This is a genomic window from Acrocarpospora catenulata (assembly GCF_018476525.1).
Classification (GTDB): domain Bacteria; phylum Actinomycetota; class Actinomycetes; order Streptosporangiales; family Streptosporangiaceae; genus Acrocarpospora; species Acrocarpospora catenulata.
Genome location: NZ_JAHCST010000029.1, coordinates 1 through 12,221, shown reverse-complemented (window position 1 = coordinate 12,221; position 12,221 = coordinate 1). Strand labels below are relative to the sequence as shown.

Genomic DNA, 12,221 nt, shown 5'->3' with positions numbered 1-12,221 from the left:
GTACTCGCGGAGCGGGCCACCGGCAACCCGGTGCGTCCCACCCAACCCGACAGGAGCATGGCTGTCACCACCTGGTTACGGAACCGTTGACTCCGTGCCGCCGGTCAGTGATAGCGGCCCGGCACGGAATCATCACATGATCGACATGAGACGCGGAAGGCCCTCGCCCCTCGCGGGGACGAGGGCCGCCGCTAACGGCTTCAGCCGCCAGGCTGCCCGTTGCCCTTCTCCTTGTAGGAGGGCTGGGTCTGGACATTGAAGATGTCCATCTTGACGCTGTTGGCCTGGTTGGTACGCGGGTCATTGATCTTCAGGACGTCGAGTCCCTTGGAGAACTCGGACCCGTAGATGTAACCGTTGTAGTAGTAGGCCGACCAGTAACCGTCGAACAGGGTCGCACCGGGACCGCGCTCGAAGTAGCCGATCTCGTGCGGGTTGGTCGAGTCGGTGAAGTCCCAGATCGAGACGCCACCCTGGTACCAGGCCTGAACCATGATGTCGCGGTTCTTCACCGGGATCAGCGAGCCGTTGTGGGCCACGCAGTTCTCGGTGTCGGCCTGGTGACGACCGATCTTGTAGTAGCTCTTGAAGGACATCTTGTTGTTGGCGACGTCGTAGATGGCGTTCGCGCCGCGGTTCGGCCCGATCGCCTCGTTGCAGGTGGCCGCGCTGCCGCCACCCAGCTCGTCGGTGAAGATGACCTTGCTGCCGTCGTTGTTGAAGGTCGCCGAGTGCCAGAACGCGAAGTTCTCGTCATCCCGAACGGTGTCGATGACGACCGGGGCCTCCGGGTTGCTGATGTCCATCAGGATGCCGTCGCCCATGCAGGCACCCGCCGCGAGACCCTTCTCGGGGTAGGCGGTGATGTCGTGGCAGCCCGAGGTGGCCGAGGTCCGGTACGGGTACGGGAGGCTCTCGCCCGGGTTACCGCCGTCCGGGAACAGGACCGGGGTGGCGATCACCGAGGCGGCCGTCGGGTTGTCCAGCGGCACCTTCACGATCGAGATCAGGTCGTGCGGCGGCTGGCAGTCCGGGAAGGACGCCGACGGGCTGTAGGACGAGATGTAGAGGTAGACGTTCTCGCCCGCCTTGTCCGGGATCAGCGTGTGGGTGTGCGACCCACAGTTGGTCTCCACGGACTTGATGTACTTCGGGTTCGCCTTGTCGCTGACGTCGAAGATGCGGATGCCCTCCCAGGAGGACTTGACCGCAGCCGACTGGGCGACGCTGGAGCAGGAGTCGTCGTTACGCGAGGAGTCCACGGAACCGAACAGCAGGTTGCCGTAGACGGACATGTCCATCTGCGAGCCCGGACAGAACACCGAGCTGACGATCTCCGGCTTCTTCGGGTTCTTGATGTTGTAGGTGGTGAAACCGTTGTAGTTACCCACGAAGGCGTAGTCGCCCTGGAAGGCGATGTCGGTCTGGATGTTGCCGGACACGGCCTCGGCGCGTGGCAGGTTGGCAACGTGGGTGACGTTGTCACTCATGTCGATGGCGCCAGGGGCAAGGACGTCAGCCTGTGCCGGTGTGGTGGATAACGCGAGCGCACCCGCCGCACCGACAACCGCAAGCAGACGACCAACCCTGCGGAGGGGGGACATTCAGGGAACCTCCGGTAGAAAAGGTTGCAAACGAACAGATCGTCACTTTTCCACAGGTGGTCCGACAACCCGGCAAGGTGTCACATATTTCTGACGACATGTCGCTTTACTGTCACACCGTCAGGAACGTAGGTTCGCACAGACCACGCGAGAGGGGATACGGGTGCGCACGGCACTCCACACCACAACCCAGCACACCGGCACCGGCCGCACAGGCGCAGCCTCCCTGCTTTTCGGACACGCACTATCAGCCTTCCTGCACGTCCGACCAGCGTGGACGGCCTCCCCTGGCGCATGCGGGACACCTCTCCCGGACGCCGACCGAACACGTGTGGACTCCGGCCCAGCACGTGTGACGGCCTTGCCCGACTCCGGCCGGTCACGTGAGGCAGCCTTGCCGGAATCCGGTCGGGCACGTGAGGCAGCGTTGCCCGACTCCGGCCGACCGCGGGTGGTAGCGCTCCCAGGAGCCCGCCGGTGGCGTGTGGTGTTAGTCACACTGGCGGCAGGTGCCGGGCTCTTCGCGACCGGCTGCACCTCGACCGAGGAGCCTCCCCGGGTGACCTCCACCGCGCCGGTGATCGTTCCGGGCAAGCCCGGCGAGCCCGCCAAGACCCTCGGCCCGGGCGACCCCATCCCCGCCATTCCCTCGCCCACCGTCAACGCCACCGACGTCCGCTACGTCCAGGACATGATCGTCCACCACCGCCAGGCCCTGGAGATGGCCTCCCTCGCCCCCGACCGCGCCAAGTCCACCCGCCTCAAGAGCCTCGCCGACCGCATCTACGACGCCCAGGGCCCCGAAATCAAGGTCATGACCACCTGGCTCCAAACAGAGGGCCTCCCCGAACCAGACCACCACGCCGACCACGCCACCATGCCCGGCATGGCCACCCAGTCCCAGATGACCTCCCTCCGCACCGCCACCGGCTCCGACTTCGACCACCTCTTCCTCACCCTGATGATCGCCCACCACCAGGGCGCCATCACCATGGCGGAAAACCAAATGATCAACGGCTCCCACGAGCAGGTCCTCAGATGGGCAAACGACGTCATAGCCGAACAGAGCGCCGAAATCCGCCGCCTGCAAGAAATGCTGTGATTTAGCGCCATAACACTTCGGTATAGAGGTTGCCGAGCACTCTAGGGTGTGCCACTGTAACTCCCCGTGGCGGACGAGACGGCCGGGCTGGAGGCTGCCCTCTCACGGGTGATCTGGCTGGCGGACGAACATGTCACCGTACTGGACTCCTGCATGCGCTACATGGCCGCCCACTCCTGGGTCGGCGGCGGAGCAGGCCCCTTCACCCAAGCCCTGACCGAGCGGCGAACCCGCATGCAGTCGGCCTTCCAGACAGCGGCCGACCAGATCGCCGACCGTCTCCGCACCCTGGGCGGCCAGCCCCTTCCCGTCCCCCGTTTCGCCGCCACCATCACCATCCCGGCCAATGCCGCGAATGGTTTCGCCGGCATGGACGTCGAAGCCATGACCCGCCTCGTCCAGGATCTCGACCGCGCCGGAAAGTCCCTGGCCGAGGCCGCGCAACGCCTTTCCGTGGAGTCGATGACCGCCTGTGTCTCCCCCACCCCGGTGCACCAGGTCGCCGAAGTCGCGACCTGGGCCACCACACAGGTCCCCGACCTGAGAAGACGTCTGTCCACCCTGCAGCAGGAGCCCCAGGGCCTGGCCTCCCCGGCCCTGACCGCCTTCGGCCTGTTCGGCGCCTTCGCCCCCGACCCCCACGGCACCGCCAAACTCCTGACCGCCGCCGCCAATTACGACACCACGGCCTTCACCAAACTCCAGCACCTCCAACGCACCGGTCAGGACCCCGAACTCGCCGCCCGAATCAACGCCTGGTGGCGCCAACTCCCTCCGGACAGACAAGCGGCACTGCTCACTGGCCGCCCCCACGAAATCGGCAGCCTCAACGGCATCCCCGCCGCCACCCGGGACCTCGCCAACCGCCGCTATCTGGCCGAACAACACGCCGCCGTCACCAAGCGCCTGGCAGAATTACAGAAATCGTCGAAGGAAGCGGCAGCGGAAATCGAGGAGCTCGAACTGCAACTCCGCCAGATGAACGCCGTCAACAAAAGCCTCGCCCTCGGCGGCGTCAATGGTGTGCCCCCCGCGCTACTGCTCAGCATCGGCCTCGCTGGCCTGAACGGCCAGAGCGACCTGGGTCGGACCGCCATCTCCTATGGCAATCCCGACACCGCCGACAACATCGTCACCTCCGTACCCGGCACAGGCACGAAGCTCGATGGCTTCGCCTCCGATGCCGCACGCGCCACCATAATGTGGCGGCAGGCCAACAGATCGGCGGGAGACAAGCAGGTCGCCTCGATCGCCTGGTTCGAATACGACGCCCCGCAGTGGGACTTCGGCCTGCTCAAGGCCGATCGCTCCGTGGCTTCTGTCAACATCGCCGTAACGGGCTCGGGGGCGCTCGCATCGTTCACCGACGGACTCCGGGCCACCCACCAGGTCGGGAAGGACCCCCTGTCAACCGTGCTCGGCCACAGCTACGGCTCCCTGCTCGTGGGAATCACTGCCAAGCGGAGAATCGGAACATTCGCCGACCAACTTGTCCTAGTCGGCAGTCCCGGCGTGGGGGCCGGAAGGGCCGACCAACTCGGTGTCGACCAGGTCTGGGTCGGCGAATCCCCTCAGGATCTGGTGGCCGACCTCGCCCACGTCCCGTACCGCAGCGAAACGGGACCCGGAGGAATTCTGTTCGCCGCCCAGAACCCCAGCGGTCCCTTTGGCACCGACCCCGGCGATCCCCGATTCGGAGCGCGTAAATTCACCGTCCAAGGAACCGACGGCGGGCTTCTCGCCACCGGGGCCGCGCACTCCAGTTACTGGAACACCGGTTCCTCATCCCTGGTGAACATCGGTTATCTCATCAGCGGCCACTACGAACTGGTGGAGGAAGTACTGCCACCATCCGTTCGCACCTCGACAGCCACACCCTCGCTGCTGCCGACTCCGCCCGTGCCCTCTCCGCGAGCCGACGTGCTTTCTCCTCCCATCCCGCCTTCGCCGTCACCTCAGGCGCCACCCACCCCGCCAGGAGGCTAGATGTTCCGGCAGATCAGATTGATCACCGCGGGGTTGCTTCTCATCGTTGGCTGTGCGCCGGGCACGACGGGACCTGGAGGAACCGTGAGAGGGTGGGACAAAACCATGACCAAGGCCCAGGCGCTCGCTCGCGTAGAACAACTGATCCAAGAGTTCGCAGTCGTCATCACGCCTGAAGCCAAGCTGGAGCTGTACCAACCCAGCCTCACCGACGATCCCTGTCTCGATCCCACGGATGGCGGCCCCGAAAACCGCATCATCGTCAGCCGCTCATACTTCGTCCGGAACATCCCGAAGGGCCAGGCCAAACAGATCGCCGACCGAATGAAGGCCTACTGGGAACAGCACGGCCACATCGTCGCGGGTGTGTCCACGAACGGCACGGTCATCACCGGGCGCACCCGACCGGATGACTTCCTCGTCGCCCTCAGCTGGACCGACTCCGATGTACCCATACTTGACGCGGCGTCCCCCTGCATCTGGCCGTTCGGGACGCCGGAGCCCTCGCCCTCGGTCTAGCTGCCCAGGCGCCAGGAGTGCAGGTAGGTCTCCTGGTCCGGGGTGAGGGTGTCGATGGTGACGCCGGTGGCGGCGAGTTTGAGGCTGGCCACCTCGGTGTCGATCTCCGGGGGAACGTCGTAGACGCCGGGGATCAGAGAGCTGTGGGAGCGGGCCAGCCAGGCGGTGGCCAGGGCCTGGGCGGAGAAGGACATGTCCATTACGGCGGCGGGGTGGCCTTCTGCGGCGGTGAGGTTGACCAGGCGGCCTTCGGCCAGGAGGAGGAGGCGGTGGCCGTTGACGAGGTATTCGTCCATGTTGGGGCGGATGCCGTACTGGACGGATTCGGCGAGGTCGGTGAGGGCGCGGACGTCGATTTCGACGTCGAAGTGGCCGGCGTTGGCGAGGATGGCGCCGTCTTTCATGACGGTGAAGTGTTCGGCGCGGATGACGTCGCGGTTGCCGGTGACGGTGATGAAGACGTCCCCGATCGACGCGGCTTCGGACATCGGGCGGACGTCGTAGCCCTGGAGGGCGGCGTCGAGGGCCTTGACGGGGTCGATCTCGGTGACGATGACGCGGGCGCCGAGACCCTTGGCGCGTTCGGCGACGCCGCGGCCGCAGTAGCCGAACCCGGCGACCACCACCGTACGGCCGGCGAGCAGGGTGTTGGTGGCGCGCATGATGCCGTCGAAGGTGGACTGACCGGTGCCGTACCGGTTGTCGAACATGCGCTTGGTCCGGGTGTCGTTCACCGCCACCATGGGGAACTTGAGCGCGCCTTCGGCGGCCATCTGGCGGAGCCGGATGATGCCGGTGGTGGTCTCCTCGCAGCCGCCGAGCACCGTGATCTCCGGTCGTTCGGTGTGCAGGATGTTGACCAGGTCGCAGCCGTCGTCGAGCACCAGGTGCGGTTCGAGGTCGAGCGCCTGGTGGATGTGGCGGTAGTAGGTCTCGCGGTCCACACCCGCCCGGGCGTGGACCGCGATGCCGTACTCGACCAGGGCGGCCGCGACGTCGTCCTGGGTGGAGAGCGGGTTGGAGGCGGCCAGCGCGAGCTGCGCGCCGCCCGCCCGCAACGTCCCGAGCAGCACCGCCGTCTCGGCCGTGACGTGCAGGCAGGCCGCGATGCGCAGCCCGTCGAAGGGCAGTTCGGCGGCGAACCGGGCGCCGATCGCCGTCAGCACCGGCATGGAGCGTGACGCCCAGCCGATCCGGCGTTCTCCCGCGTCGGCGAGCGTCACGTCCACGAACTCCCCCGCACTTGCCTTGCTGTCAGTACCGGTAGTGATCCGGCTTGTACGGCCCCTCGACGTCCACGCCGATGTACTCCGCCTGCTTCTTGGTCAGCGTGGTCAGCTTGACACCGAGCGCGTCCAGGTGGAGGCGGGCGACCTTCTCGTCCAGGTGCTTGGGCAGAACGTACACCCCGATCGGGTACTGCTCGGTCTTGGTGAACAGCTCCATCTGGGCGATCACCTGGTTGGTGAAGGAGTTGGACATCACGAACGACGGGTGGCCGGTGGCGCAGCCCAGGTTCATCAGACGGCCCTCGGCCAGCACGATGATCTGGTGGCCGTCGGGGAAGGTCCAGGTGTGGACCTGGGGCTTGACCTCCTCCTTCACGATGCCCGGGATGCGCGCCAGGCCGGCCATGTCGATCTCGTTGTCGAAGTGGCCGATGTTGGAGACGATCGCGTTGTGCTTCATCTGGGCCATGTGGTCGGCGGTGATGATGCCGAAGTTGCCGGTGGAGGTGACGAAGATGTCGGCGATACCGACGACCTCCTCCAGGGTGGTCACCTGGTAGCCGTCCATGGCCGCCTGGAGCGCGCAGATCGGGTCGATCTCGGTCACGATCACCCGGGCGCCCTGGCCGCGCAGCGCGTCCGCGCAGCCCTTGCCGACGTCACCGTAGCCGCAGACCACGGCCACCTTGCCGCCGATCAGCACGTCGGTGGCCCGGTTGAGGCCGTCCAGCACCGAGTGGCGGCAGCCGTACTTGTTGTCGAACTTGGACTTGGTGACCGAGTCGTTGACGTTGATGGCCGGGAAGAGCAGCGTGCCGTTGTTGAACATCTCGTAGAGCCGGTGCACGCCGGTGGTGGTCTCCTCGGTGACGCCCTTGATCTCAGCGGCGATCTTCGTCCACCGCTTCTCGTCGCCCACGGTACGGCGGAGCAGGTCGAGGATGACCCCCCACTCCTCGGGGTCGTCCTCGGCGGCGGTCGGCACGACGCCGGCCTTCTCGAACTCGGCGCCCTTGTGCACCAGCAGGGTGGCGTCCCCGCCGTCGTCCAGGATCATGTTCGGGCCGGTGCCGTCCGGCCAGTTGAGCGCCTGCTCAGTGCACCACCAGTACTCTTCGAGGGTCTCCCCCTTCCAGGCGAACACCGGTACGCCGTTGGGCTCCTCCACGGTGCCCTCGGGGCCGACGACGACCGCGGCGGCGGCGTGGTCCTGGGTGGAGAAGATGTTGCAGGACACCCAGCGCACGTCGGCGCCGAGCGCGACCAGCGTCTCGATGAGCACGGCGGTCTGGATGGTCATGTGCAGCGAGCCCATGATCTTCGCGCCCCGCAGCGGCTGGGCGGCGGCGAACTCGCGGCGGGTCGCCATCAGGCCCGGCATCTCGTGCTCCGCGAGTCGGATCTCCTTGCGGCCGAAGTCGGCCAGCGACAGGTCGGCGACCTTGAAGTCCATCTGGGATGTCCCCTCTCGTAACGACGCCTGCGAGTTTACGGTCCAACCACCCCATCCCGCCTACTCAGCAGCCGAAACCTCACACAAGAATGTAAGGATTGCGCCGAACCCTCTCCGGAGGGGCCACCATGGAGACCCGCCACAAAATAAGGAGACCGCGATGCGGATCACGGAGGCAGCCGCCCGCCTGGGCATGTCCCCCCGCATGCTCCGCTACCGCGAAGCCCTCGGCCTGCTCCCCCCGGTCCGCGAGCGCGGCTCCCACCGCCGCTTCGGCCCCGACGAACTGGCTGCCGTCACCCAGGCCGTCGACCTCGAACGCCGCTTCGACGTCTCCCCCGCCGAACTGGCCTTCGCCCTCCGCGCCCTGACCGACCCCACGGTCGCCCAGGCCATCCGCGACCTCGGCCTCAAGATAGGCAGAATCCAGGCCCCCCGCCGAGCCCTGGACTTCGAGAAGGAAAAGGCCCTCCGCCTTCTGCGCGGCCGCTGACCGGTCCCGTCAGGCCGTGCCGTTGGGGGATACGGACGTGCGGTCGAGGTCGGGTTCCAGGTAGATGACGCGGGCGATGGGAACCTGGGTGCGGATGCGCTGTTCGGCCTCGTCGATGCCGCGGGCCACCTCGGCGGCGGTGTCGTCGTGCGCTACGGCGATCTTGGCGGCGACGAGGAGTTCCTCCGGGCCGAGGTGGAGAGTGCGCATGTGGATGATGCGGGTGACCTCGGGAGCGGATTCGAGGGCGGCGCGGATCCGGGCTTCCATCTCGGGGCCGGCGCCCTCGCCGATCAGGAGGGACTTGGTCTCGATGGCGAGCACGACGGCGATGATGGCCAGCAGGACGCCGATCATGAGGGTGCCGATGCCGTCCCAGACGCCGTCGCCGGTGACCACGGCCATGGTGACGCCGAAGAGGGCGAAGATGAGGCCGAGCAGGGCGCCGAGGTCCTCCAGGAGCACCACGGGGAGTTCGGGGGCCTTGGCGTGGCGGATGAAGGACCACCAGGACTGCGAGCCGCGCACGTGGTTGGACTCGATGATGGCGGTGCGGAAGGAGAACGACTCGGCGATGATCGCGAAGATCAGGACGCCGAAGGCCCAGCCGGGGGCGGAGATGTCCTCCGGGTGGGAGATCTTGTGATAGCCCTCGTAGAGGGAGAAGACGGCGCCGATGGTGAACAGCACCACGGCGACCACGAAGGCGTAGAAGTAGCGCTCCCGGCCGTAGCCGAAGGGATGTTCCGCGGTGCGGTCGCGGGCCGCGCGTTTGCCGCCGACCAGGAGCAGGGCCTGGTTGCCCGAGTCGGCCACCGAGTGCACCGACTCGGCGAGCATGGACGACGACCCCGTGAACAGGAACGCCACGAACTTCGCCACCGCGATCGCCAGATTCGCCGCCAAAGCCGCGATGATCGCCTTGGTACCGCCACCCGCGCTCACCCGAACACTCCCTCAGAACTCGACCAGGGAGATCCTATTGGCCAATCCGGGTCTTCAGTTCGGTAATGGCCGATACCGGAGCAGGATCGATGCCGTACCCGAGGGCGAGATAGACGGCCGCGTAGTCCAGCAGGCAGATCAGCGTGGCCAGGCGCTCCAGTGGATGCAGTCCCTCGGCCGCGATCTCGGAGACCGGGACGCCGCGGTCCTGGGCCAGCCGCAGCGAGACCTGACGGCGGCGGGCGACGGCCGGGTGCTCCTCGGTGTCGCGCAGGATGACCAGGCGGAGCGACCGGGACGGGGAGTCGGCGAAGATGTCGCGCTGCGCGAGCGGCCCGTCCAGGGCGCCGATCTGGTTGTGCCCGGTCTCCGGGATCTCCCCCCAGAGGGCGGGGTAGCGGGCGTTCTCACCCAGCTGGCAGGCCAGCCGGTACGCGGCGACCATGGTCAACTGGGAGGTCCCCCAGACCATCGGGATGCTCTCGGCGAGTTCCTCGGCCAGCGTCTTGCCGGGGTTGATGAACGACTCGCTGGACGGCCGGCACCGGTGCGCCACCTCCTCCAGCCGTTTGGCCACACTCTCGAACAACCCGGCGTCGGCCTGGGCGAGGCCGAGCGAGGCGGCGGCCACGATGAGCGGCACCGCCAGGCTCCAGAGCGTGGTCCGCTGCTGCCCGACGGGCACCACCGGCACGAACGGCGACCCGGTCTGGGTGGCCAGCGCGGCCAGCGGGGAGGACCGCCCGCCGACGGCGAGCAGCCGGCAGCCGCGCCGGGCCGCCTCGGCGGCCAGCGCCAGGGTCTCCTCGGTGTCGCCGTTGCGGGACACCGCCATCACCAGGTCGGCGGCGCCCACCCAGCCGGGCAGCCGGTAACCGCGCACGGTGCTGATCGGCACCGGCGCGCCGGGCCCGCAGACCGCCGCCAGCACGTCCCCGGCGATGCCGGAGGCGCCCATCCCGGCCACCACGATGGCCCGGGGCCGCCCGTCGGCGGCCACCACGCCGGCCGACGCCTCCACCGCCGACCGGTACGCGGTGCGCACCTGGGCGCCCGAGGAGGCGACCGCGGGAAGCAGGCCCGAGGGGTCCCCGGCGGCCAGGTAGGCCTGGTCGTCGAGCTTCTCAGGCTGCCATTCCATGGGAGTCAGGCCTTCCGCGCCTCGTCTACGAGGAGCACGGGAATGTCGTCGCGCACCGGGTAGACGAGACCGCACGACTCGGACGTGCAGGCCAGCTCCTCGCTCTCCGCCTCCACCCGGAGCGGGGACTTGCACGAGGGGCAGGCCAGAATGTCCAGCAGCCAATCGTCGATCTTCAAATCCCTCGAACCTCTCTCAGCACCTCGTCGCGCACCGCCGCCATCGTGTCCGCGTCCGCGCCCTCGGCGTTCAGCCGGAGCAGCGGCTCGGTGTTCGACGGGCGCAGGTTGAACCACCAGTTGGGACCGGTCACCGTGAGACCGTCCAGTTCATCGAACCTAACACCGTCCCGGGACGCGAACACCGCGCGTACCCGGTCGGTGGCGGCGGCCTGGTCGGCCACCTCGCTGTTGATCTCGCCGGAGGCCGCGTACCGGGCGTATCCGGCGAGCAGCTCCGACAGCGGGCGGTCCTGGCCCCCCAGCGCGGCCAGCACGTGCAGCGCGGCGAGCAGGCCGGAGTCGGCGTACCAGAAGTCGCGGAAGTAGTAGTGCGCGGAGTGCTCGCCGCCGAAGACCGCCCCCGTACGGGCCATCTCGGCCTTGATGAAGGAGTGGCCGACGCGGGTGCGCGCCGGGACCCCGCCGTGCTCGCGGACGATCTCCGGCACCCCGGCGGAGGTGATCAGGTTGTGGATGATCGTGGCGCCGGGGTGCTTGGCCAGCTCGCGTGCGGCGACCAGCGCGGTGATCGTGGACGGCGAGACCGACTCGCCGCGCTCGTCCACCACCCAGCACCGGTCGGCGTCCCCGTCGAAGGCCAGTCCGGCGTCGGCCCCGTGCGCCACCACGGCCGCCCGCAGGTCGCTCAGGTTCTCCAGGACGAGGGGATTGGCCTCGTGGTTGGGGAAGGTCCCGTCCAGCTCGAAGTAGAGCGGCACCAGCTCGATCGGCAGCCCCGCGAACGCCTCGGGCACGGTCAGCCCGGCCATGCCGTTGCCGGCGTCGGCGACCACCTTGAGCGGCCGCAGCCCGGACAGGTCGACCAGCGACTTCAGATGGTCGGCGTACCCGCGCACCAGGTTCTTCTCGGTGACGGCACCGGTCGGCGCGGGCAGCGGCGTGCCCAGCAGCCGCGCGGCAAGGTCTCTGATCTCGACCAGCCCCGTGTCGCCGCTGATCGGCACCGCCCCCGCACGGCACATCTTCATGCCGTTGTACCTGGCCGGGTTGTGGCTGGCGGTGAACATGACCCCGGGCAGCCCCAGGCTGCCGCTGGCGTAGTAGAGCAGATCGGTGGACCCGAGCCCGGCATCGATCACATCGGCCCCACGCGCGGTGGCCCCACGCGCGAAAGCGGCCGACAAAGGCCCGGACGACTCTCTCATATCCCGCGCCACCACCAGCGCAGATGCCCGGGTCACCTCAACGAAGGCGGCCCCCACCGCAGCGGCGATCTCCTCATCGAACTCATCCGGCACGACACCCCGAACGTCATACGCCTTGAAGATCTTGGCGAGATCGCCCAACTCCAGCCCCATTCCCGTGAGTACTCTCCCGAGCCTATCGGCCACACCCAGTCCACGCGGTATTTGTCACCCCAACCCCGGCAATCGACCCCCGTAGTCGTATGTGGGGTTTGCCCGGCCGCGCCGGTGTCTGGACTGAACGTAGGGAGCGCAGCGACCGGAGAGAGGGAAGACGCCGGCTGAGAGCGGCCGGGCCGCCGTGCCGGAGGCGCGGCCAATGT

11 protein-coding genes are annotated in these 12,221 nt (G+C 67.9%); 4 read left to right on the top strand and 7 right to left on the bottom strand.

Going from position 1 to position 12,221, the window contains the following annotated elements:
- Positions 1-200: 200 nt before the first annotated feature.
- Positions 201-1,604: an LVIVD repeat-containing protein gene (locus KIP79_RS26320; protein WP_214107605.1), complete on the bottom strand. Its 1,404-nt coding sequence runs from the start codon at positions 1,602-1,604 to the stop codon at positions 201-203.
- Between the two features lie 487 nt (positions 1,605-2,091).
- Between KIP79_RS26320 and KIP79_RS26315 the strand changes: the two genes are divergently transcribed.
- From KIP79_RS26315 to KIP79_RS26305, 3 genes are all read left to right on the top strand, one after another.
- On the top strand, positions 2,092-2,706 hold the full coding sequence (locus KIP79_RS26315) for a DUF305 domain-containing protein (protein ID WP_308169896.1): 615 nt from the start codon (positions 2,092-2,094) through the stop codon (positions 2,704-2,706).
- 66 nt (positions 2,707-2,772) lie between these two features.
- Complete coding sequence (locus KIP79_RS49655) at positions 2,773-4,692, top strand: alpha/beta hydrolase (protein WP_214107603.1); 1,920 nt, start codon at positions 2,773-2,775, stop codon at positions 4,690-4,692.
- Entirely contained in the window at positions 4,693-5,211 is a 519-nt protein-coding gene (locus KIP79_RS26305) for a hypothetical protein (RefSeq protein WP_214107602.1), read from the top strand.
- On the opposite strand, the gene KIP79_RS26300 is transcribed toward KIP79_RS26305, so the two are convergent.
- Both KIP79_RS26300 and ahcY read right to left on the bottom strand, forming a co-directional pair.
- Entirely contained in the window at positions 5,208-6,440 is a 1,233-nt protein-coding gene (locus KIP79_RS26300; protein WP_308169895.1) for an adenosylhomocysteinase, read from the bottom strand. The two genes, KIP79_RS26305 and KIP79_RS26300, sit on opposite strands and share 4 nt — an antisense overlap.
- Positions 6,441-6,465: 25 nt before the next feature.
- On the bottom strand, positions 6,466-7,893 hold the full coding sequence (gene ahcY, locus KIP79_RS26295; protein WP_214107601.1) for an adenosylhomocysteinase: 1,428 nt from the start codon (positions 7,891-7,893) through the stop codon (positions 6,466-6,468).
- A gap of 160 nt (positions 7,894-8,053) precedes the next feature.
- Here ahcY and KIP79_RS26290 point away from each other — a divergent pair, with 160 nt between their 5' ends.
- A complete protein-coding gene (locus KIP79_RS26290; protein WP_214107600.1) occupies positions 8,054-8,386 on the top strand; it encodes a MerR family transcriptional regulator in 333 nt (110 codons plus the stop codon).
- A gap of 9 nt (positions 8,387-8,395) precedes the next feature.
- On the opposite strand, the gene KIP79_RS26285 is transcribed toward KIP79_RS26290, so the two are convergent.
- The 4 genes from KIP79_RS26285 to KIP79_RS26270 are packed head-to-tail and all read right to left on the bottom strand — an operon-like array spanning position 8,396 to position 12,000.
- Positions 8,396-9,331 (bottom strand): cation diffusion facilitator family transporter, encoded by a 936-nt coding sequence (locus KIP79_RS26285; RefSeq protein WP_214107599.1) that lies wholly within the window; start codon positions 9,329-9,331, stop codon positions 8,396-8,398.
- 34 nt (positions 9,332-9,365) lie between these two features.
- Positions 9,366-10,472: an SIS domain-containing protein gene (locus tag KIP79_RS26280; protein ID WP_214107598.1), complete on the bottom strand. Its 1,107-nt coding sequence runs from the start codon at positions 10,470-10,472 to the stop codon at positions 9,366-9,368.
- Positions 10,473-10,477: 5 nt separating this feature from the next.
- Positions 10,478-10,651, bottom strand: coding sequence for a Trm112 family protein (locus tag KIP79_RS26275; protein ID WP_214107597.1), 174 nt, complete (start codon positions 10,649-10,651; stop codon positions 10,478-10,480).
- A complete protein-coding gene (locus KIP79_RS26270) occupies positions 10,648-12,000 on the bottom strand; it encodes a phosphomannomutase/phosphoglucomutase (RefSeq protein ID WP_214107662.1) in 1,353 nt (450 codons plus the stop codon). Before KIP79_RS26270 ends, KIP79_RS26275 begins: the two co-directional genes overlap by 4 nt.
- Positions 12,001-12,221: the final 221 nt, after the last annotated feature.